Source organism: Caballeronia glebae (genome assembly GCF_001545035.1).
Classification (GTDB): Bacteria; Pseudomonadota; Gammaproteobacteria; order Burkholderiales; family Burkholderiaceae; genus Caballeronia; species Caballeronia glebae.
Genome location: NZ_FCOJ02000073.1, coordinates 1 through 22811 on the forward strand (window position 1 = coordinate 1; position 22811 = coordinate 22811).

At 58.2% G+C, this 22811-nt stretch carries 18 protein-coding genes; 7 read left to right on the forward strand and 11 right to left on the reverse strand.

The genetic code is table 11. From position 1 onward, the window contains the following. Window positions 1-223 (forward strand): nitroreductase family protein (locus tag AWB82_RS38635; RefSeq protein WP_235023520.1); only part of this gene is annotated, 223 nt, incomplete at its 5' end. A 232-nt stretch (window positions 224-455) separates the two neighbouring features. Then, window positions 456-719, forward strand: coding sequence for a hypothetical protein (locus AWB82_RS31940; protein WP_086973301.1), 264 nt, complete (start codon window positions 456-458; stop codon window positions 717-719). A 101-nt stretch (window positions 720-820) separates the two neighbouring features. Here AWB82_RS31940 and AWB82_RS31945 read toward each other — a convergent pair whose 3' ends face one another. Both AWB82_RS31945 and AWB82_RS39270 read right to left on the reverse strand, forming a co-directional pair. Then, on the reverse strand, window positions 821-2407 hold the full coding sequence (locus tag AWB82_RS31945) for a sensor domain-containing diguanylate cyclase (RefSeq protein ID WP_086973302.1): 1587 nt from the start codon (window positions 2405-2407) through the stop codon (window positions 821-823). Window positions 2408-3404: 997 nt separating this feature from the next. After that, window positions 3405-3794 (reverse strand): response regulator transcription factor, encoded by a 390-nt coding sequence (locus tag AWB82_RS39270; RefSeq protein WP_086973304.1) that lies wholly within the window; start codon window positions 3792-3794, stop codon window positions 3405-3407. A gap of 182 nt (window positions 3795-3976) precedes the next feature. Between AWB82_RS39270 and AWB82_RS31960 the strand changes: the two genes are divergently transcribed. After that, window positions 3977-5737, forward strand: a complete 1761-nt coding sequence (locus AWB82_RS31960; RefSeq protein ID WP_086973305.1) for a hybrid sensor histidine kinase/response regulator — start codon at window positions 3977-3979, stop codon at window positions 5735-5737. Between the two features lie 500 nt (window positions 5738-6237). After that, complete coding sequence (locus tag AWB82_RS31965; protein WP_086973306.1) at window positions 6238-8013, forward strand: SWIM zinc finger family protein; 1776 nt, start codon at window positions 6238-6240, stop codon at window positions 8011-8013. A gap of 1092 nt (window positions 8014-9105) precedes the next feature. On the opposite strand, the gene AWB82_RS31980 is transcribed toward AWB82_RS31965, so the two are convergent. Then, on the reverse strand, window positions 9106-9498 hold the full coding sequence (locus tag AWB82_RS31980) for a hypothetical protein (RefSeq protein WP_143756949.1): 393 nt from the start codon (window positions 9496-9498) through the stop codon (window positions 9106-9108). Between the two features lie 878 nt (window positions 9499-10376). Between AWB82_RS31980 and AWB82_RS31990 the strand changes: the two genes are divergently transcribed. Continuing rightward, the gene (locus AWB82_RS31990) at window positions 10377-11297 is read left to right on the forward strand and encodes an H-NS family nucleoid-associated regulatory protein (RefSeq protein ID WP_235023522.1); all 921 of its coding nucleotides are present in this window, start codon (window positions 10377-10379) and stop codon (window positions 11295-11297) included. A 313-nt stretch (window positions 11298-11610) separates the two neighbouring features. Here AWB82_RS31990 and AWB82_RS31995 read toward each other — a convergent pair whose 3' ends face one another. Then, window positions 11611-12435, reverse strand: coding sequence for an H-NS family nucleoid-associated regulatory protein (locus AWB82_RS31995; protein ID WP_086973311.1), 825 nt, complete (start codon window positions 12433-12435; stop codon window positions 11611-11613). Between the two features lie 1001 nt (window positions 12436-13436). After that, window positions 13437-13850, reverse strand: coding sequence for a hypothetical protein (locus tag AWB82_RS32000; protein WP_086973327.1), 414 nt, complete (start codon window positions 13848-13850; stop codon window positions 13437-13439). Window positions 13851-14229: 379 nt separating this feature from the next. On the opposite strand from AWB82_RS32000, the gene AWB82_RS32005 reads away from it, so the two are divergent. Both AWB82_RS32005 and AWB82_RS32010 read left to right on the forward strand, forming a co-directional pair. Next, window positions 14230-14559 (forward strand): hypothetical protein, encoded by a 330-nt coding sequence (locus AWB82_RS32005; protein WP_096031476.1) that lies wholly within the window; start codon window positions 14230-14232, stop codon window positions 14557-14559. 109 nt (window positions 14560-14668) lie between these two features. Beyond that, window positions 14669-14920 carry a hypothetical protein gene (locus AWB82_RS32010; RefSeq protein WP_200818240.1) on the forward strand — a complete coding sequence of 84 codons (252 nt, stop codon included), beginning with the start codon at window positions 14669-14671 and terminating at the stop codon, window positions 14918-14920. A gap of 1706 nt (window positions 14921-16626) precedes the next feature. Here AWB82_RS32010 and AWB82_RS32025 read toward each other — a convergent pair. The 6 genes from AWB82_RS32025 to AWB82_RS32060 all read right to left on the reverse strand — a co-directional run bounded on the left by AWB82_RS32025 (window position 16627) and on the right by AWB82_RS32060 (window position 21171). Then, the gene (locus AWB82_RS32025; RefSeq protein WP_086973314.1) at window positions 16627-16881 is read right to left on the reverse strand and encodes a hypothetical protein; all 255 of its coding nucleotides are present in this window, start codon (window positions 16879-16881) and stop codon (window positions 16627-16629) included. 469 nt (window positions 16882-17350) lie between these two features. Further along, window positions 17351-18436 carry a hypothetical protein gene (locus tag AWB82_RS32035; protein ID WP_086973316.1) on the reverse strand — a complete coding sequence of 362 codons (1086 nt, stop codon included), beginning with the start codon at window positions 18434-18436 and terminating at the stop codon, window positions 17351-17353. A 374-nt stretch (window positions 18437-18810) separates the two neighbouring features. After that, window positions 18811-19371: an HAD domain-containing protein gene (locus tag AWB82_RS32040; protein ID WP_086973317.1), complete on the reverse strand. Its 561-nt coding sequence runs from the start codon at window positions 19369-19371 to the stop codon at window positions 18811-18813. Window positions 19372-19378: 7 nt separating this feature from the next. Next, window positions 19379-19744, reverse strand: a complete 366-nt coding sequence (locus AWB82_RS32045) for a hypothetical protein (protein WP_086973318.1) — start codon at window positions 19742-19744, stop codon at window positions 19379-19381. Further along, window positions 19737-20081, reverse strand: coding sequence for a BPSL0761 family protein (locus AWB82_RS32050; RefSeq protein WP_086973319.1), 345 nt, complete (start codon window positions 20079-20081; stop codon window positions 19737-19739). Before AWB82_RS32050 ends, AWB82_RS32045 begins: the two co-directional genes overlap by 8 nt. Before the next feature lie 583 nt (window positions 20082-20664). Continuing rightward, window positions 20665-21171, reverse strand: coding sequence for a DUF6471 domain-containing protein (locus tag AWB82_RS32060; protein ID WP_086973321.1), 507 nt, complete (start codon window positions 21169-21171; stop codon window positions 20665-20667). Window positions 21172-22811 lie beyond the last annotated feature (1640 nt).

Consider the following 22811-nt stretch of genomic DNA (forward strand, 5'->3'; position numbering starts at 1 on the left):
AGCAACATTCTCAGCTAAACCTCCACCGCCTCCAAATCCCCGCCTCGCCCCGAACACCAGTTTCGACCATAACTCCCCGCAGCCGCCGTGGTGGCTTTATCAAATTCCGTATCCAGCGATTTCAGTCACGGCCTGCACACAGGCGATAATGGTCGCCGCGCTCGAGGCGGCAATATGGGGCGTGGCCTACGTGGCCACGTTCGAACCGAAATCTGCGAAGTAAAACCATCGACCTCCCCGCAGTTTGGAGTCGCGATATGACTCGGCAAGCGCCGCAAGAATCCTGGCGCGTTCAATGCGAAGTTGTCTGGGCCGATTTCCTGAGCCGACGTACCGGCCTGGGCCGTCGACCGTCGAAGAGTTTGCGCTGATGTTGGCTGGAGCGGTCTCAGTCTCCCGACGGCCTGAAGCAAAGGAGTTGCCGGGCTTCACCACAACTAAGGACCCACTCAACCATGACTAAACGCTTTGAACTATTGATTTCAGACGACGACGTCGGACTTGTCGACCAAATGAGCGACGCGACGTTTAGCTTGAGGTCGAGCATCGGCCTGAACGGCGTTCGCATTAGTGTATTGGAGACAACGGACGAGGGCCTGGCTGCACAATGGGCGCACATTCTCGACCGTCGAGAAAGGGCGTACGTTGCGCGCGTGCTGGAAGGGGCAGATGTGGTTTCTGAGCGCTGCGTGCGCAACCCGAAGTGGCGGCAAGCTTAGCGGTTTGGTTTCGTCTGGTGCCCCTTGTGACGACCTCTGTCACGATGCGGCGAATCCGCACCCGCGGCGGCACAAAGGAGCCCCAATCGACAGGGCGTTGCTCAGGCTCGGGTGAGGTCGTGTTCTGACGACCCGCCTACGCTGTCGGTGGCGGCTTCGGGCGCGGCCATATCTACGGTCGAGAACCGAAACGCGCCCTTGCCTGACGCTTTCGCCTTGTACAGCGCCTGGTCGGCACGCTTCATCAGCCGCTCGAACGACTCACCCTTCTGCGCCAAGGCCAGGCCGACACTCGCGCCAATCGTCGCGGTGGTACCGCCCGACAAGGGATACGGTTCCGAAAGACGCTGAACAATCCGCCGGGCAAGTGTCGTGCAAGCGACGAACGTTGCATGTTCAACAATCAGTGCAAATTCATCGCCACCGAGCCGGGCAATGATTTCTCCGTGCCGCAGCGTTTTTTTTAGGCGAAGTGCGACGGCCCTCAGTACCTCGTCGCCCGCATCATGGCCGAGGTCGTCGTTGACCTTCTTGAAACCGTCGAGGTCGAGAAACATTACGGCCAGTGTCGGACCTTGGTCATCGCCGCGTCGCGACAGACGCTGCTGCATCTGCGCCTGCAGATAGCGGCGGTTCGCGAGACCCGTCAATGGGTCATGATGTGCGAGGTAAAGCACTCGCTCTTCGGATGCGCGGCGTTCCGTGACGTCCTCGATGATGATGACCGCGCTGCCATCGGGCACAGGATTGCGCGTCATTTCCAGCTGGCGGCCGTCATTGAGTTCGATGCCAAGCGGTCCGCGATTCGCGGACAGCCACGCCGTACACCGCTCGACCAGCTGCCGTCTGAGCGTCTCGCCAAACTTCGCGAGTCCCACATGCCCGATGAACTCCGGCAGTGGAACGTTGAGCCTGAGCATCTCAACGGTCGAGCCAAACAGTTCCGCGGTCCGCCGGTTGGCGATAATCACCTTGCCAGCCCGGTCGATGGTGCACAACCCGTGCGGCATGTGAGCCAGCGCAGCGTCGAATCGGGCAGCCAGTTCGGCATTCGCCTGTTCAGCCGTCATCAGGGCGACGAGCCCTGAATAGTGGCGACGGACAATAGAGGCCATCGCGACGATGTAGACGAGCAGCGGTGGCATGAGTACCCAGTAAGCATGGCTGGGTGCGAGCAGCGCCCCCAGTCCGAGAGGTGCGGCGCCCAGACCAATCTGCGCGACTGCGAGACGGGGCAGTGCCGCATTCCTTGATGCGACGCCGCCGAGCGTCCCCGCAGTCACCATGATGGCAAGCGCGCTCAGCGCAGCGTCGCCGGACATCAAGCACGCCGTCGAGCCGGCACCGAGCAGAGCCGACGAAAGCATCGCGAGCGGCGCGTAGCGCGTGGCCGCGCGATGCGGGCGAAGCGCTGCCGAGCGGCTAGCTGCAACGTACGCCTGCGCCACGTATATTCGGGCCGCGATGATGCCCACGCCTGCGAAGAGCCATACCGCCGGCCAGATGCGTTGCAGGGTGATGAACGACACCAGTGCGACAAACGCGCTGGCGGCGCCGGACATGGCCAACGAGCGCGAATCGTCAAACAACGACGATAGGAGCGACGACCGGATGGCGCTCGTGACGTGGTTATTGCCCACGGCCGGCGTCGCCAGAATGGAATTAAGGATAGAAGTTCTGCCTGACATAATGGCGCGACGCGTGTTGAAGATTGCTTTGCGGACCGCGATGGGGACGAGGGCTTGCCGGATAGACGGCAAAAACCGCGGCGGACTTGATGGTTGCACCGTCCGTGTTTACCCAAGGCGCGCTATTACTGTAATGAAATTCGAGGCATCGATGCCGTAGGATTCGTGGACAAGGCGAAGCTCGAGTCGGCTGGGGACCAAGCTGACCGTGCTATCAAGAGCTGAATAGGGCGGCAGTTCGACGGCGCGAGTCTCGTGGAAGTACCGGTCGGTGCGATGACATGCAAAAGCAAACGAGCGGCTGTCAAACACATCGCAGTGTTGCACGTTAGACCAATTCCGGGGGTAGGAGGGGTCGAGGTATTCATCGTACGGTGATGGACGAACCCGCCGGCTATGTCCTAGGCTGCCCCGGTGTTTTCGATTCGGCAAAGCAACCTGTTAAGCCTCTCTCGCTGTTCCGATATCAGTCCGGGCGTCGACAATGCCTGCAGCACACGTTCGCGCCAATATGTACGCGCGAATGCGGAATGAGCCCCCTCACCACCCAGTACACGCTCGAGATGACGGATTTCTGCCTCGATGCTTAGGGCACTGCATAACTGATTGCCCGCTGAATATCGCGGCATCTTTGTCACTTGCTCGTCTCCCCGCGCTAAATCATGGCCGCAAAGGTCTGGACATTGGGCACGTAAATATGCATGTAGTGCACTATTTTATGATGTGGGGTTGTCATCACTCTGCAGGTTTTTGTCTTCAAAGAGGACGCTACGGATTTCCAAATTGGGGCCGGAGCGAGCAGCCGACCATCGGCGATTCTTTACTTCGGTGGCGCCGGTTCGTCGTGTTTGAAGGCTCAGTCCGTTTGCGGCGACGTCTCTGGGCGGGGTCGAGTTCGGCGCAAGCGCCTGACCGCCGAGCCTCCGGAAGTCCTTGAAGGCTTCCACGTCAAATGTCCACGGCTCACTGCTGAAGCCGCTTGAAAGGCGTGGACTTTTCACTGCTCGCTCGAGCGGGCACCTGCGTCGGGTGGCGACCGTTCCAATAGACGCTGTATAGCGTCAATCAGTCGACCTATGGGAGCGGGCTTCAGCAAAAGTAAGTCCCAAAGGTGCTCCCGTGGACGAGGCGGCAGTGCCGCGGAGAGCATGACAACCGGAATGTCGGCCACTGCTGCGTCGCTCTTTAATCTTCGGCAGAGTTCAATGCCATCACTGCGAGGCATCATCCAATCGGTCACAATCAAACTAGGGTGCTCCGCGACGGCGACGGCCAATGCGACTTCGCCGTCTTGCGCGGTAAGTACGCGATAGCCTTCCCGCTCGACCAGCCATTGAAGCGGTCGCAGAATGTTCGGGTCATCATCAACCAGAAGGACGGTAGCCACGGTGAAACAGGTTCAGACTCACGCGTCGGCAAGGGTGATTAGCAAGGCAAGCAATTGACATACCCGGTTTCTCTCGCACGGGCAGCAACAGGGCCGGTTCTTTACGGGGTCGTAAGGGCTACAATGCATTCAGCACGGTAATTTCTTCCAAGCACTCTTGGCACCTGCAACCCGGAGGCTATATGGCCGAACCGTCGGCCGCATCCGCAGCGGAGCGAGCGCTACGCGCAGGCACGTTAGTTACTCCGGCGCTGAGTGTGCGTCCGTATCGTCCACCTAATTTTGCTGCTGAAAGCGAAGCCATGCATCGTCTGGCACAGGCACTGACATCCTCGAATGGGGCCATGCTACAGACGCTCTCGGACATGGCGGTCCAGCTCTGCAAGGCCGGCAGCGCCGGTATCGGCTTGCGGGAAAACGACGCCGCCGGTGTTCCCGTTCTACGTTGGGTCGCGGTCTCGGGTGAATGCGCCGCCGCCATCGGCACCACCACCCCGATTGCCGACAGCCCCAGTGGCATTGCGCTGGAATTGGCGGCCGGGCAAGTGTTTTCATATCCGCAGCGCCATTTCGCGTGTTTAGAACGCGTGACACCCGAAGTCGTCGAAGAGCTCGTGGTTCCGATTCCGGGCGAACCGGAGCCGTGGGGAACCTTGTGGGTAATGTTTCATGACGGGAAGAATGTTTTTGACGCCGAGGACTGCAGAATTCTAAGCAACCTCGCGAATTTCACGTGCGCGGCGCTGACGATTGGCCGGGCAAAAGCCGAGGCCGAAGCGCGCGCGGCAGAAGCGGAGGCGGCAAGGAATGCGCTGGCCCTTTCTGAAGCGCGCAAGGACGACCTGATTGCAACACTGAGCCACGAGTTGCGCAATCCAATTGCCCCGATTGACAGCGCACTGGCGGCAGTGCGAAAGCTCGTTACCGACATGCCCGCCGCGTTGTCTGCCCTGGACATCGCCGATAGGCAACTGCGGCTATTGAAACGACTCGTGGGTGACCTGCTCGATGCATCGCGGATACGTCACGGCAAACTTGCAGTGCGGCCGACGTACGGATTGCTGCAGGATACCGTCGCCGACGCGGTGGCTGCGACGAAAGCCGATATCGATAAGGGTCAGCGCCGTCTGACTATCACCGTTCCGTCGTACCCGGTGACGGTCCACGCCGACAGTGCCCGGCTCACGCAAGTTGTGTCGAATCTGTTGTCGAACGCCGTAAAGTACACAGCGCCGGGCGGCGAAATCAGTCTCGTGGTGGAGGCGCCGGAACCCAGCATCGAATCGACGCTTGATTCGTCACCCCGCCTTGCCGTCGTCACAGTGAAAGACAACGGCGCGGGGATTTCACCTTTACTGCTGCCGCACGTCTTCGAAATGTTTGCTCAGTCCGCCTCGGCAAGACAGCACGCGGAAGGCGGCCTTGGGATTGGACTCGCTGTCGTAAAGCATTTGGTGACGGCACACAACGGCACCGTCGCAATTGCAAGCGCTGGCGAAGGCCAGGGGACCGAAGTCACCGTCCAACTGCCCATCGTCTGTGCGAGGCCGGAGGGGTGGAACTTGACTGCGACGCGTGGGATGGCTCCGATGCGCATCCTCCTTGTCGATGACAGTGCGGACGCGACCGATGCTCTTGGAACGTTGTTGGAACTCGAGGGCCACGAGGTGAGGCGGGCTCAAAGCGGCCCGGACGCGCTGCGCGTCGTCGAGTCATTTGCGCCGGACCTTGCCTTGATTGATATCAGCATGCCCGGCATGAATGGTCTGGAGCTTGCACAATTGCTTCGCCTTCGCGCGCAGTGCTGCCAGACGAAGCTGGTTTCACTAACCGGCTACACTGACGGCGCCGGAAGGTTCGAGACCGACGAACGCATCTTTGACTGCCATCTTACGAAACCACTGTCGCTTGACGACCTTGCGGATGTTCTCACTCGTCCATAGATTGCAGAGTGCGGCCCGTCCGCTTGGGAATGCGCGGAGTAAACACGGGCGCCTATAGTGCCCAACGACATCCCGTTCCAGAAGAGTTTATAGCTCGACAGGGGCAAGGCGAGTGGGGAATGGAGGGACATTTCGGGACGCCACCTCGTCAATCACGCAATGTCGTACTCGCCAATCTTAGCGAGATTGAGCACATACCGACCCTCTAGTGCTCGGGTAGTCAGCATGAAGAATGCAACGGCACTTTCCTGGCCCGCTATCATCGTGCCGTTTCCTGGTCGCGCAATGCTCGCACGTCCCGGAGACTTCGGACTTCATTTCTAACGCTGCTTAATCCGAGCGCGCGGTCTTCACCAGGTGAGAAATCGCCGCTCCGTACCATCGAGGCTCTCCGAGAGGTCGGACCCGCAACAGACCCGGACCGTCGAAGTGCGTCGTCCGTGGGAATCGCGATATGTGTTGACCTACAATGTCCGTTGACCACACGCGGACATGTATTCATGGCTAGCCCGGCTCATCTCAGCGACATGCTGACATTGGAAGAAGTGCAGTCACTTGCAGACGTGAAGACATTCGCTCGTGGCAGAGCATACTTCCACGACGGCGCAGTATCAAAACTCGACGAGCGCGATGATGTTTTGCGCGCAAGCGTCAGCGGTTCGAGCCGCTACAGCGTAGAACTCAAGGTCGGACTTGGCGAGGAACTTGCCTACGCGTGCACTTGCCCGGTCGGACAAACAGGCACTTTCTGCAAGCATTTGGTTGCTGTGGCGTTGTCCTGGCTCGAAAACTCGGGAGCCGAGGTTTTTCATCAAGAAGGGCCAGCGCCGACGAAGACCAGAAAGAAGCGCAAGACCACCGAACAGCTAATCAACGAGTACGTGGCGACGTTGAGCGGCGACGCCATGCGCGAACTGCTGCTCGAAGCGGTAGAACGCGACATGGTGTTGCGCGACAAACTGCTTTTCGCAGCGCGAGCAGCTAGTGCGAACGACCTGACCAGCATGAAGGCGGCGGTGAAAGACGCGACGCGAATCGGGCGGCCGCTCGATTGGCGTGAGTCCGGTGCGTACGGCGACGGACTATTCTCGCTCGCCGAGGCGCTTCGCCAACGGCTCCAAGGCCCAGCAGCTTCTCAAGTAGTTGAGCTCGCCGAATTGGCCATCGCAGGTGCGGAGAAAAGTCTCGCGCAGATTGACGACTCCAACGGCGATGTGATGCCGGGAATCCTCGAACTGGCAGCAGTTCATCTCGAAGCGTGCAAGCAGACGTCCCCGGACCCGGTAAAGCTCGCGGACCGCTTGTTCCGATATCAATCTGAGGGAGCGTGGGACACGTTCTACGACCTATTGCCCAAGTACGCCGAGCCGTTGGGCGAACGAGGAATGCTGCGCTATCGAGCGCTTGTGGAAGAGGCATGGCGCCAATTTCCTAGCCTTGCGCCGAAGGATGGTTTGCGCCGGTCGTTTGACGGCAATCGAACTCGGCTCGAACATGCAGCTATCAGCCTCGCCGAGTTCGACGGCGACGTCGACGAACAGATTGCAATTCGACAGAAGGACCTCTCGGCACCGTATCGATATCTGCTTATTGCAGAGATTTGCGCCCAGAATGGACAATACGATGACGGCCTTGACCGGGCTCGGCAAGGGCTCGCTGCTTTCAAAGAGCCGGACCGACGTCTGCTTGACTTCTGCGTCACAGAATATTTGCGGCGCGATGACTCGGTCGAAGCGGATTTGTACGCCTGGGTGCGCTTCGAGCAGCGGCTAGATGCAGAAGGATTCGCGGCGTTGATGGAGGTAGCGCGAGCCACGCACAGCGTCGACCAAGCGCGCGAGCGAGCGTTCGCCCTTCTTTGGGCGCTTGTAAAGAAGGAGGAGGCTTCGGCTGCCGTCAATAAGTCGGCCTGGTACCACCCGAGGGCCCGTACGACTATCGTCGAAATCCTGCTCGCGGCGAAGGAACACGATACCGCTTGGGCCGTTTTCGCGGGTGGCCCGGTCGCGACGAGTCTCTGGGCAACCATGGCGTCAATCCGAGCGAAGACTCATCCTCGCGATGCTATCGCGCTCTTCCATCGTCTGCTGCCGATTGCGGCGGAGGAGGGCACGAGGAAAGCTCGATACGAAGAGGCCGTCGGGATTGTCCGGAAAATCCGTAGTCTTAGAATGGAACTGGGGGAGCACCTTGAGTTCGAGAAGGAGCTCGACATGTTTCGCAAGGCATACGGGGCCAAACGTAACTTTATGAAGTTATTGGCCACGTTGACGTGAGGTCGCAATGACCCGAAGGACGCCGGGCGCCATGAGCGAGCGCACTCGTTCGGTGAGGTCGCGTTACCAGCCGACGTCTCCATTGGACTCGAGCAGCTCGCCACGGCGCCAAGCGGGGCTTCGCCACAAAAGACGCATCAAACCGGCGCGAAGATGACAGCGTTGTGGCGCCCGATTTTTGTGAAGCTGCGTACAAAGCGATACGCTTGCCCGTCAATCGCGCAGTCGTTCGTACCTACGTGCGTTAGGCGAAGGATTTCGTCCACTGTGAGCTGTTCGACCGTCCCACAGATTTGCAAATCCGCCTCTCTTCCGAAAGGGTTGCCGACATACATCGCACATACATGACCCTGCGGCTCCGTCATGATGAGACTCTCACCCGCGTCTAACGAAAGCTCAAGGTACTTGGCCAAAGTCTGAAGGGACGTCGACGGCCGCTGTGTCTGGCGCTCGTCGCCGAGACTAATTATCATAATGTCGCCGCTCAGGGATTGGTTAGTTAAGTTGGGCAGAGTCGTTGCTCAAGGAGGCCGACCTAGCGGCAGCGGGTCGGTGGTGCGCAGCGAATTCTTGCAGCGCTGCGTCGAGACAGTCCAGCGCAGCTGCGAGCTGCCGCTCCCTGGCTCGAGCACGGACAACTGCCAGTCTGTCGTGCAGCAGCATGTCGAACCAGAGTTGATATTCCGCGATGTCTGCTAGGCGAACAATGTCTTCTTGCGTGCAACGCGCAGCATATCGGCCGTCGCTCAATGCACGTTGCCGCAAGACCGCACTGCGTCCGAAAAGGTCGTATGTAAACATTGCACCCCCATCGCGACAAACCAGGCGGTCGTCCAAATCGCCCACGTCACCTAAGGCGACTACAGCTTCGTAGGCATCCTTCTCTTATATTACTGTCCGATACTCTCCTGGAACAGGCATATGTGAGGTAAAGCACGAAACGAATGAGACACTTCTGGACAAAAGTTTGTCGTGCGGACAGTGGAAATTTGGATATAAAAACCACGGCATGGTCTTGAGAAGAACGACACTTGCGCTCATAGACGACGCTCGCTTCCACAGGCCAAGTGAACGCCCGCAGCAAGAAGAGCGCTAGTGCTTGCGCGGCAGCATGAAGCGCTCAAGGAGAGCGGAGGTCTGCTTTTCGGCGACATGCTGAAGCGCGGCTGGGAACGCATCGGCGGGCGTGCGGCTGTCGGCTCGTCCGAGACTTACGGTTTCCACGCTTGTTGCCTCGTTGATTGCGTCGCGGTGCGCGCACCATCCCTCGATGAAATTTACAAGGGGGCTCAAGCGGTCAACGATTGTTTTTAAACGAATGCCGTAACCCACGACCAAAGTGAAACCGAGAAACATGCCAGCAGCGAGACACCAGAAGGATGCAGTTCCGGCTCGAACAGTGTCCATTTCGCCAGCCAAAAGCATGATAGCCGCCGAATACCCGACGCCGGTGCCGATGCCCAAGCCCGCGAATGCCAATCCCAAGGCGCGCGTTTCTCGAAGTAACTCCTGGACGAGCCTCGCTCCGAATTGGTTATTGTTTGTCGCTGGCCCGAGCACCGGTCGTGTCCTTTTGCGTTCGTAGAATAAGTTAGTTCCAATAGTTCTTAGCGTAGGGGCTTGGCCAAAGCCCGTCCGTCGGCTGGGAAACATTCGGCCGGTTTTCGGACGACTTGCTCACTGCGGCGGCTCCGAGCTGGCTGGGGCAGGCGGTTATGGAGCGGGCTGAGCGCGAATTCGATGCATCCCAGGACCCAGCGGACGCGCCGTGCGAAGGCTCTCGCGGAGGCGCACGCGAGGAGGCTCTGGACAACGACGGTGTCAAGCCGAGCAAAGCTGCATTCGCGCGGGACAGTGGCTCCTTGTCCCGGCGTGCTAGCCAATGGCGCCGACCCTGGCACGAGGAAGCCCGCTACTGGAAGGCGTTTAGCATTGTCCGCAAGAGGCGAAGCTTGCGAACGGAGTTGGGCGAGCGGATTGAGCTTGCGAACGAGGGCGACGACATTCGGCATGCGTATGGCGCCGTGCGTGAATCAATGAAGTTGCTCACAACATTGACGTGAGGCAATACCTAACGCTGCCGGTAATGAGCAAGCCCTTGATTGCCTTCGGCTGAATCCATAGCGCTCTTCTCAGTTTCTGTCTCTCTCGCAATATCATTTGCCGAATGACTAGAGTATTGCTCCACGCGCGAAGACTCGCATTGCCTACCGCTCATATGGCATAGTGCGTTGATAGCAACCAAAAAGGGGAAATCATGGCGACGCTTGAAAGCATAGAAGCAAAGATTGCGGAGCTTCAATCCCAAGCTGAGGCGCTAGTGAAGAAACAATCGGCAGGAGTTCTCGCGGATTCATTCGTTGATGGCAAAGCATGGTCTGACGGTAGCTGACCTTGGACCAGCGCCTGATGGCAAGAAGCGTGGCAGCAAGATGGCAATGACGTCAGATTCAGCCAAAGGAACATCGAATGCGAAGTTTCGTGACCCGAAATCTGGCGCCACTTGGAGCGGACATGGCCGCGCGCCGGGATGGATAGCGAACGCGAAAAATCCCGACAAGTTTCTTATTGATGGCAACACGACGAGCACTTCGGCTGCTATGAACAAAGCATCGAGCAACGCCGCGAAGTCCGGCAACTACGTTCGTGGTCCGCAGCCTGCGCTTTATCGTGACCCCAAGTCAGGAGCGGAATGGAGCGGACGGGGCAGAGCTCCGGCATGGCTGGCGAGCGCTAAGAATCGCGACAAGTTTCTGATTGACAGCAGCGCGGGAAGCGCCCCAGTTGATGGCGAGAAGGCGGCGAAGCCAGGCAACTACGTTAGAGGGAGGCAACCCGCGATGTATCGCGACCCGAAGAGCGGCGGAGAGTGGAGCGGTCGCGGAAAGGCTCCGGGCTGGCTTGCAGGCGCGAGAGACCGGACCAAGTTCCTAATTGACGGTGCTGCGACCTCGGTTGCTGATGCCAAAAAAAGCACGCCGAGGGCGGCCGCGGCAAAGAAAGCAGCGGCGAAGAAGGCGACCGCGACGGTGTCAGCAAAGAAGGCGGTTGCGAAGAAAGCTTCGGCGACGTCTGCGAAGACGACTGTGCGCAAGGGCGCTGCTGCGAAGAAGTCGACGTCCGCGGCGAAGAAGGGACCGCAGGCTAGGAGCAATAGCGCCGCTGCCAAGAAAGTTCCGACGAAGAGGTCAGGTGCCAATGCGGCAGCGGAGATTGCTCCTGACTCAACGACGTTGATTCCCGCTAGTTCGAGCGATGCGAGTGCCGTGACTGCTACTGCTTGAAAACAGGACTCGACGGCTCAGACGGCAGTCCGCGAGAAAAGCGCGGACCGTCCGCCCAGATGACCGCGAAGGCCGTTATGGCAAATATCCCAGACGGCGTGCTTGACTTTTGCCGCCGATGCGGAATAGAAATCTGGGAGGAAGCTCAACTCAGTGACGTCGTGGAAGAACTGCGGCTTACTTGCTTATGATGGCGGGCGGGCGGTCCAACCCATTTTAATTCCAAGAAAAATTGCGCGCCTCAAGCTCTACAATCGATACCTCGCCATTGCTACATCGTTCAGGTGCATTTGCGCAACGCCCAGCGCCAATCTTACATCGCTGGGGTGCTCACGACTTCATGAGTCGGCGTTGACGCTGCTGTCGGAGGCGAGACCTTGCGCGCAGCTGTGTTGCGAGCAGACGCCTTTTTCGCAGTGACCGTTGTCTTTGCCGATGTCTTCGCTGAGGCCTTCCTTGCCGCCTTCTTCATGGCCGCCTTCTTCATGGACGTGCCCGTCTTCTTGGCGCCAATCTTTTTACTTACAGCGCCGAGCTTGCGTGCAGCCTTCGACTCGGTCGTCAAGCCAATCGCTGAGGAATCTGACTTAGCGTCAGAAACGTGTTCTATCAGAAACTTGGTCCGGTCCTTTGCCGCTGCAAGCCACTTGGGAGCAGGGCCGCGACCGCTCCATGTAGCTCCGGACTTGGGGTCCCGATATTTTGCTGACAGCGCACCTTTTGATTGCACCTTGCGAACCGAAGTCTTTGCGGTAGTCGTTCCAACCGTCTTTGTTGGAGATGCGGGACCAGCGCCATTGATGAGGAATTTTGTGCGGTCTTTCACGTCTTTTATCCAAGCTGGCGGTCGAGCGTGTCCGCTCCACGTCTCACCGGTCTTCGGATTCAGATACTTTGCCGGCAACTTTCCTTTGGTTGCGAGGGGTGCCTTAGCGCCTTTACTGGCGGCAGTGCGACCACCTGCCTTTGCGTCTCTCTTCGCTTTCGCCTTGGCTTCAATGTCTGCAGTCGTAAGCCCGTGCTTCAGCATCAGTTCACGTATCTGGTCCACTGCGGCTTGCGCGCTCTTGGCGACAATGGCCTCCGCTTGTGCTTGCAGCTTCATCACCCGCGCCTGGATTTGTTCTAGTGTGGCCATGGTCGTCTCCTTGAGGAACTTTTTGAACTATGACACCCTTATTAGAAATAGTACAGAAAGCCGAGCAGCCAAGCGCGGCTGTTTGGAGGATAGACGCAGTCAAATGACGAGCGAATTCACGTCGTGCGTCTCATGCGGTTAGACGTTGAAGGTCGCTTTCCCAATTAGCGATGCACTGAGCGTCGTAGGCGTCGACACTCAGGCTAGTTTGGCGTCGCGCTTAGCTCCTGCAGTCGATAGTTATCGCCGACGCCTGAACACGCCGCGCGGGCGTTGCGGCTGATATCCTCTTATGTTCCGTTGTCGGTGATGGGATTTGGGTTCAGGTGCCAATCTTCGAGCCTCGTTCGCCTGCGGAGAGCTTTCTAGCAACGTTCCCCTGTTCCACATCCATAACGGTAGAACTGTAATCACAGCGCCGTTGCTTAGGTCCTGCACGACGACGAAACATCGGTCATCAGGCCTGCTGTAGAGGAGACTTTGGCCTCGGCCAGCTGAAGCCTCACCAAGCCAGACGCATCGACCTTCATCAATCATTGCGCGAACAGAGGTTGCAGATAGGGAGCATCGTTCCGCCACACGCTCTTTCGCGTGAAGTGAAATCCAAGACCAGCGCGAGTTCGACCGTCTCTTCGAGAAATGCATGTCTTCCTCCGCACTTCGCCGCGGCCATCCGGTGACTCTGTTTTCGCGTCCGACACGTCGCAAATGCGGCAAGGGCTTTCTTGGCGCCGACGAGAGCGCGGTTAACCGTACCGCACCCCCGAGTAGTAGCCGGTGAAAGTTGACGGTTCGGTACACCGCACATCCGGATAGGCCTGTAGGAGGGCGTGCCGTTTCCGTCCGAAGTTATGGGTTCAGCACCGAAAGCTTACTCCTCCGACGAACCGTTGACGTGCTCGCAGACGACGCTCGCTATACGCAGACGACGCTCGCTATAAAAGGCCCGTTCGAATCGCGGCTGCAAAATGCGTTTAACACGCTTACCAGAACTCCCCGATTCAATACTCGCGCCTGTCATCGCCGTGGTCGCGATGCCAGTCCATCCGCGGGCCGCCATCGTCGCGGTGATGGCCCCAGTCGCCATGGTGTTCGTTGTAATGGTCCCGAGCATCGTGCCACTCCCGGTCACGATGTCGCTCCTCCCATTCCCGGCGCTGCCAATAGCGATGCCCGTCGTAATACCTTTCGCCGTACCAACCTGGACTGATGACGACAGGAGGGGGAGGTTCGGCATATACCGGCGGCGCAGCATAAACCGGCTCAGGCGCATATGTCGCGCCGGGAATACCAATGTCGACTCCGACGTCGACATGCGCGAGTGCGACGGACGACACACCAATTCCAAGGCTGGCGACTGCGTCATCGCGAACCGACGGCTGCGTAAAATGGCCATGATTTCTGTAGTGTGCAATGTAGGGTTGAACAATCGAATGTGCGCGAATTAGATGCAATCAAGAACGGTTGTAATAGCTCCGCCTGCAGGGACAACGATGCAGCCGCCCAACTCGCTTCCGAGAGATATGGCCAAAAGCATCAGCGCAGGAATTCGTTTCATGACGTGCCTCACTGGTCAGTTGCGAACGCACTATATTGAGACGGCAGATTACTGGTGTTTTTGTGTGTAACGAGGCGTGTAATTTGAAACATGGGCGCCTTCAGGTGCGACGCTCGCAGCCAGCGCGAAATATTCCGTTTCACAACTCACAGATGAAGCGTCAACAAGACGGATAAGGGAAGCGTTGAGGCTGGGAGCGGCAAGAAGCCGTCCCATCGACTCGACAGGAGGTAATCATGAAAACGCTGACTCAGAAGTTCGCCGCAATCGCTGCATTGTCGGTTTTCGTCGCAGGCACGGCGTCGGCAGCCACCACCTGGGATGCATCGCATCCGCGTCGCGCCGAGGTCAATCATCGACTGTCGAACCATGACCACCGGATTCATCAGGAAGTCCGCGAAGGTGAGTTGTCTCGCGGTGAGGCGATGCGCTTGCATCGTGACGACCATCAAGTGCGAACAGAGGCGCGTCTGATGGCAAGCCAGAACGGCGGCCATATCACCCGGCAGGAGGACCGCGCGCTCAACCAGCAGGAAAATCACGTAAGCAGGCAAATCGGGCCGTGACCCCGCCACCCGCAACGCCGGACCACCCCTTGATTCCCAGCGTTGCGACTTCATGTACACGGACACAGCGGCGGAGTTCGCCGCCTTCAACGAAAATGAGAGTGAAGCAATGAAGAAGATGATTTTGGTCGCGCTAGGAAGCGCCTTGCTTGCATCCGCCAGCGCCGCGAGTGCCGAGGGTTGCCTGAAAGGCGCTGTAGTCGGCGGTGTCGCTGGTCACTATGCTGGGCATCACGCCGTGGTCGGGGCGGTTGGTGGCTGCGTTGTCGGCCGGCATCTCGCTAAGGAGAAGCACAAGCAAGCTGACGCTCAGGTGCAATCTCAACAGCAGGCGCAGGTACAGCCGGCAGTCGCGCGTTGAACGACGGCGTCGCCACGTGCTGACTACAGGCGGCAATCGAATTGGCTGGAGGCCTGAGCATCGGACGGCGCGTCGCTGCAAACTCATCCACGAGCGACCACGTTAGGTGAGCGCTTTCTGAAAGCGTTTCTCAGGAGGCGTTCTTCTCGGTGCCCATGCAGGGTGAGCTGTCTGCTTGATTGCCGACGCGATGGGATGGAAGATACTGTAGAGCCGGACGGAGCGTTATTGCTTGCGCGGCAACACGAAGCGCTCAAAGATAGCTTTGGTCTGCTTCTCTGCATCTTTCTTGGGGCGCCGTTGGGTACATCTCGACGAGTTCGCACCTGACAACATCTCCGACACTTATGGTTTCGACACTCGTTGACTTGCTGGTATCGGCGCTAGCACATATAAAGTGGGTCATCCTGTCGTCGAGCATGGCTCAATAGAGAATGACCTAGTGTTCGCGAGTTGCTAACGTCGCGGGCGTACCTCAGTGCCACCCTGAAACCAGCCCCGCGTTGCATTGTCTGCAGCAAGGTTTTGTTACCGAGACTCTCGAAGCGGTGGGCGAGTTCGAAGTGAACAGTCCAAGGGTCGGCCCCGGCGCTCAGCGCGCTGCTCACGCGAGCGAGGCGAAATCCGAGTCGGCCCGCGCGCGCATGAAGTGCCGGATAGTACGGCCTGTTCGCAACGAAAACTTTGATTACCGTTCGAAGCCTTTCTCGTTGATGAAGTTCGCGTCGCGTTACGCCGGCGTGGTTGCAAAACTGAGAAGCGGTCAAGAGTTTCTGTAGGCGAACCAGCCGACGTAGCTCCCGACGGTTGCGGTGCATCTCGGCTTTCCCGAGTCCGTCAGAGAGGTCGTCGCAGCTGCTGCGCGAGCATCGCCACAAGGAAACGGTACGACCGTGGATGGGCACCTCAGCCAACCCATATTCGGCCGTCACGGGAGGGTTCTCGGGTACCACGTACTTGACCTGCATGCCGCGCCACTCGGCGCGCCGCTCCGCCAACGACTCGACCATTCTTACGAGGTCGCCAATTCGACCAATGGGATTGAAGGAACTTTTCGATTCGGCCCATAGACCCAAAATCAGCAATGGTTCCCTCTGGAAAGGGAGAAACCCGAGTGCGCCGCACGCTTCATTGATGACAGCGACGGCGCGTTGCATTGCGCTGAGCCGATAATTTGCCGATTCTTGAATGACTACAGGGCGCCACCCGAATCCATCGTCGCCGCCAGCGACGCACGTGAACGGCCGTTCCGAACGCCGTCTGCCAACAGGCTGCATCCTGCGGCGTGTTTGCAATGCCTCCTATCAAATGCTTTCATGAGTGATGCGGTAATGTGCCGATTCACGGGTACAATCCCGCTTCCTGTGGTACGCGCGCTAACTCGCGCAGCGCCCTGCGCGCAATTCTTTGGCGCTTGCGGCGATAGGTCTCGGCTTTTGCACGAAGCACAAACTTCCGGCCACGCCGCAATATCACGGGACGCAAAGCATGCTTGCGCAGCAACCTTCGCACGACGTAGCCGCGGCTCACATTCAAGAATTGCGCGAATTCAGCAATTGTCATCAAATCGCATTTGCGTTGTCGCTGCACTATCTCTGTCCTTCAAGGAGGCTGTTGAAATGTCCCTTCTTGAACGCGGGCCTGCCCGTTTGAACGAGGCGAAGCGACGTAGAGTCCCAACGAATTTGACGTCGAACTTCGTTGATTCAGGTCGCATTCTTCTCTGCGTTCGCTTTCATGCCGCCCGAGCGGTCAGCGTTTGCATACGCGTCAGGTTGTAGGCAAATTGCCAGGCTCACAGGGTCTATCGCGAAGGCCCCGGGACTTTGCGCACACGCTTTGTCGTACTGGAACTTCAACGCCTCAGAGTTAGCGTCGTCCTCGGTCAGCGAGAGTTCGTCGCACCGGACCCACGACGTGTCGATGTTTGCAAACACGGCAAGGTGCGAGATTTTGGTCATGGCAGTAAGCGGCGAGGTGAGTCTCCGGCCAACGCCCGGGCGTATCGCATCGCAGCGCGAAAGCCAGCAGCGCGGCTTATTACCTGCAGGAGACTGCGATTGTCGAGGCTCTCAAATCGATATGTGAGTTCGAGGTAGGCGCCCCATGCGTCGTTCATCCGACTCATTGCGCGGCAGACCCGAGCCAGTCGCAGCCCAAGTCGGTCGTTTCGGACGAAGAAGGCAGGATAGAGCCGCTCGCGACCTACCCTGATTGCGAACATCGACCCGTGCATCAATCGCGTACGTAGTTCACCTTGTGAGATTGCGGCATGCCGACAAAATTGGTCCGCCGTAAGAAAAAGCTTGCTGCGTACAAGCCGTCGCCGCGCCCGGCGAACACTACGCATAGCGTCGGGGTCGTCCGTCTCCGAGACGTTCTCAACCTGCTTTCCCGTGATTCGCATGGTTATGTGACGAGCTCTATGGACTACTGCTTCGCCAGCAGGCGAAAGACCCTTTCTGCGACTTCAACCACGGTCCCACACTCGCCCGAGTTGTTGAGCTTGAGCGCCAGGGGAGGGTCGGCCTCAGTCGACGCAGAGACGCGGATTTCTTCCTCGTCGATGTCGCACACAATCCGAGCTTCGAGTTGTGCGGATTCAACTCCGGCGGTATGTCGCTCGACTACTATCAACGCCGATGCGGGGCAACGCGGGACCTCGTGTGGAAAGCGAAAGCCCGGTGCGCTCACGGCAAGCAGAGCACGCTTCCAAAGCGGAAGGCGCGGGTCACCTTCCGCCGCAGTTGTGTAAATGGGTTCTTCGAGTGATGCCCTAGTTTGCTGCTGAGCGTCGAGTATCTTGACGAACGTTCTCGAAAATTCGGTCATCCATGCCGCGGCAAAGGCTCTGACCTTGCGATAGTCCTTGTTACTCTCGAGCATTTGCACTGGTCTGCGCTTTCCGAGCGCGCCCGACTCTGACGTCAGGAAGTCGAGGCGCTCTGAGGCCGAAGCCGGAGCCACTATGCTGGCAAGTTTCCAAAGTCTTTTAAGGTTCAGCTCCGGGTCACAAAGAATTGCGGGATAGGCGCTTTCGCCGTCAACGTCCAATGCGAACACGCGCTCCCGGCCAAGCAGGGTAGCGAGCTGTTCATTGGTCACGCCGAGCCTTTTTCGGAACTCACTTTCTCGAAGAAGCTCCCCGCTTGATAGCATCGCGCGGCGATTGTCTAATGCAGCATCGCGCACATCGTCCATCGATAATCGACCGGAACGCGCTGTTTCTGAGCGCACGAGGTCGAGGGTATTCTTTTCCGACGCCAGGACAACGACGTTCTCTAGCGACGATGTGTCGGTCGTCTCGTCAAACCCGAAGGCTGGTCCGTAAGTCGATGGGCGGAAATAGTCGTCCGCAGCTTGGCCAGGGCGACGATGCTGTTCATGAATCCACGGCTCCGTCGGCGCATATGCGAAGCGAACCTCTTCAGCGTAGTCCGCAACGGCTGAGAGTAGGAGCACGGTTGCGTCCTTATGGGCTCGGCTTAGGCGTCGAATGAGCTGATAGACCTTCATCTTACCTCCGGTAGCAGGGCAGGCTGGAAGCGGTTGCGATTCCGTTCAGTTCCAGGAGTCGTCTTGCCGCCAAGGATGGACTGCCCTTGGTGGTAGCACTTCGACTCCTGCCATCGAGACAATTACTCCCCGTGCGATAAGGTCCCAGGTGCTGCCGGATAAGCGGGGATAGTCGACGAGCTGACCGCAATACTTGGGCTTTTCCGATGCGCCTTCAATCACTTCGATGAGCTAGTTCGCGTATGCATTGTTTCTGCCCACGTTGATGATTCGGGTCTCTTCGAGCTTGCGTCATCGATTCTCGAATTCGAGTGGAAGTAGTTCAAGCGTGACAAGCAGCATCGAGCGTCTCCGAATGCTGAAGATGTTTCGTCTTACCGCGGAGGAAGGTCCGCTGCCAGCTTGGGCAGCTTCCGGCGCAAATTCACGAGCACTTGAGGGTGGTTGATACCAAAAATTGGATTGGTCAAAACGAGATGTGACACGCACCAAGGGGGCCACTCGTCATCATCGTCAAGCGCCAGCCATGACTCTGGTCTGCGCCGATGTACGTCGGCCCACACCTGCATCCAGCGAGGCGTCTGCCTGAACATATTTGAATTCATTCGCGAGTGGTACGTCGCTCCGACGACGCGCGATTGCAGTGCAGGCGTGAGCTTTCGCGCCAGCGTTGGCAGGCTCCCTCGATACCATGGCACCCACGCGCTGGAGAGGACGATGCGAATCCGCGGATAGGACGCAAGTTCTTGTGCCAGCAGGCCGCAGTGTTCAAAGAGCCGACGTTGCGGACGATGTAGCACTTGCGGACCGCGCCCGCGAATCCAATAAGCGTCGTCGGGGTTTAAAACGCCGTCAATGTCGAGATACAGAACTCGGCCTCCCATGCGGTGCGGTGGTGGGACGGATTCCCCGGGGGTAAAGAGGGGCGAGGACATTGTCAGCTCAATGTGACGCCAAGTAAGTCATGACGGCGACTCTGACCCTGTCGAGTAATGAAAGTGCGTCACTGATATCGAGCGGTGCTGGCGCTCCTGGTTCAAAGTCGTCCAACCAAACTCCCAGCGCAATAAGCGAAGTCTCATCACAATGCGGTATTTGCACGCGCCGCATGCCAAGGGCTAGGGCAAGCTTCCCCGGCAGTGCCGCTTTGAGCGCTACGGATGAGTCGAGAACGGAAAGAGCCAGGAGATAAGAGGCGGTATAGACACATTGCAGCCGCGTGTGCAGAGAAAGCTCGGAGCGCCTTGCGTCTGAGCGATAAGCCTCGCTGACGAGCATCCGACTTTGGCTCATGAGGTGGTCAATCATGGGCGCTCTCTTTGCGGGTTGCCCCGCCTGCTAAACGCACTGCGGCCTGCCCGAAATCGAGGACACGTGCATCATTGCTTGGGGCGACCTTTTTATTGCCAGCGCTGAGCAGTGGCTTCCGTTCGTCCGAGTTCTCGTCGAACAGCGAAGTCGACCAGACTGACGGCAGCGCCTGAGCTGTTGCTCTCATGTCCTCGGCGTCGGGGTAATGACGCAGCACGTTGGCCGCAACTGTGCGAACGAGGTCCCACATGACCGGCTCCTCTGCGGTGTAAAGCGTCTCGAGAAGCCATCGGGCATCAAGTATGGCTTTGCCTCGCTCGTTGAGCTGATTCATATGCAATCCTCTACGAATTTCGGAAGCTATTTGGCGTCTGCGGCCACCAAAAAAGTGGTGTGAGAGGGTGTGAGCGTTACTGTTCAACCGACCGAACGTATTCGGCTGTGACGTCAGCGACTTCCCGTACGCCCCATCTATCGCACCATGTGCGGAGCAAATAAGCGGAGTCCACGGTCACGCCTGGTGGTCCAACTAGCCGATACTGGCGACCGGTTGAGGTTACAGCGCTCATCGTATCGAGGTCGAAGCTCTTCACGTTACTGCTGATGCGCGCATCCCTCGTGTCGGTTCTCATACCAAGGAGATGGCGTTGACCGAACTCGGATTCCGTCTCGATAACCGCCCAGTCCTCCAAGCAGATGACAGGCTCGAGTCCAACGGGAAGGGTTGACCAGGTAGGCATGACGCCTCCGGCAAGGAGGGCCGGCACCGGTCAAAACGCTTCATGAAGCGTTCAACCGTCAGCCACCGGCGGCGAGAGGCGCCATTATCATTCGACTTCTGCGCGCCTGGTTTGAGTGAGACAATAATCTCACTCATAGTCTAGCTCCGGATTTGCGAAAATCAAGGCGCGCGTTGGTCAGACAATTGAGATGTCAGCAGCAGCGGCTATATCGGCAAGGTCGACGTAGCGCTCCAGTGAGGCAGACGTGACCAGGAAGGTCAGCTGCAAGAACAGCGACAGGGGAATCGTGCCCAACGTAACGTGCTCTTCTAAGGCTTCCTTTGTGGTAGTCGTCCCCAGCTTCTCTAGACGCTCGACTATCTCGTGGTAGTCGGTAAGCTGACCTCGCTTGAGCTCGGCAAGGACTACATCTCGAGCTTTTTCCGACCAGGCGGCTTTGCTCGAGAGGCTTGGGCGCCACAGAGCCGGCGGGGTCGCTGACATCAAGGTGAGGATGTGTAGGAAGGTACTCAGACGCAACGTGCCACGTGTGATGCGAAGTACCAACCCGCGTTCAGTTTCGTCGGGTTCGTTCGCGATGTAGGCCTTCACCAGGAGCGGGTACGAGTACTCCTTGCGCGCCATAGCGACGCGCACCACGCGGCAAGCAAGCCGCGCCCATGGAGTGTCAGCCTCGCTCACGAAAGTCCTTTGCCTTTTTCCAAGAGGGGACCTACATTTACGTTTGAGCGGTGAGATGAAAATCTCACTGCCACGACGACCGAAAAAAGTCGAATCACAGCTGAGGCACTCGGTCTCGCCGGCGCCTATCCGCATAGTTTAAATGAAACGGAAGGTGACGCCGCCGTGCACTTCGTCGGAGGTGCTCTATGGCAACTCAGCGCGTGCTCTACCTAACCGTGGAAGGCACTCTCTTTCCAACAGCGATGAACCCCACGAAATTAGCATCTGCCGGGAGCTTTCCTTGACGCGCATCTGCACCGGCTAAAAGGGCTGCTCGAGTCTTTCAACGACGTTCAAGTTGTACTCAGTTCGTCGTGGATAGCTCGGCACGGCTACCGTTCCGTCATTGACTGCCTCCCCTACGAATTAAAAATGAGAGTCATCGGAGCTACGATGCCCGGCAACAAAAGACTTGGCGCCGGCGCGAGCACACAAGGTACCTCTCGGCGAGGGCTGCTGGAGCGAGATTATTTAAAAAGACGCCCGAACGACGTCCTCGTTGTCGAGAGTGACGCGAGCTGCGTCCCAACACTTCTGCGTGAACACGCTTTTATTGTTGAAACAGGCCTTTGGAACGCGCGTGAACCGACGTGGATTGGTCTTGCCGAGGCGCTAAGAAGGGAGCTTGAAGAAGGATGCGCAAACAGGCGAGGGAGCGGTGAAAAAAACTATTGACGACCCATCACCCACCGGAGATAATCCAGTGCAGAGAATTCGGTCACAAGCAAATTTTTTAAAATTCTACGCGCAAAAATTTAAAAGCTCAAGCGAATTTTGAGAGGACGTGTGGTCGTCTTTTAAAATGTTGCACGCGAGAACAGGAAAACCATTTTGAATCATGGGGTTAGCTGACCTTTTAGAATTCTCGGGTAGAGCGCGCGGAGGTAGAGCGCGCGAGCGCGAAATTTAAAAAGCAACCAGTGAACTCATGGAAGCCTTGCCTGGCTTGGGTCAACGATGCGAGCACTCGATTGTCTTGCGGGACCCAGCATTTAGCTAACGGAACGATTAGGCGCCTCGATGGCTTTTCCGCGTCGGCGAATGACAAACGGACTGCAAGGATTTAAAAGGAGGAAGGAGAACGCTAGGAAGAGAAACTACCTAGTACCCCTGTAAACGAGGACGGCCCGTACGGCAGCAACCGCACGAGCCGAATGGCGTACCCCTTTCGAGGCACCCCACGCTTACGCGCGCGTAGGGTCTCATAATGGGGGCGTCTTGTCAAGCGCTGCCCTCGAGCGCTTGCAACCATGGACACGAGACCCATGAACCCAAGCACCCACGCTGACTCGCGGTTCTACGCCCGGTCGATGTGTCAGCAGCGCTCTGCGCTCCTGACCTCGACCGACAGAACCCCATCCCCGCTTTGGAATCGCGTTCCGGTTCGTCCGGCCCGACACGACCGTCCAATCTTCGTCGCAAACTTTCGGCAACTCCTGCGCTTCGCCGCCGCGTTGGCGACCTCAAAAGTCAATTTCCTTACTTTCCAGCTTGCCCGCGTCCGGCCACTCGTCGCGAAACATCCGACAAAGCGCCTGACCGGTCGCATCACGACCCGCGCCGTCGCAAAAACCAATCGTAGCTTGAGTTGGTCAAGT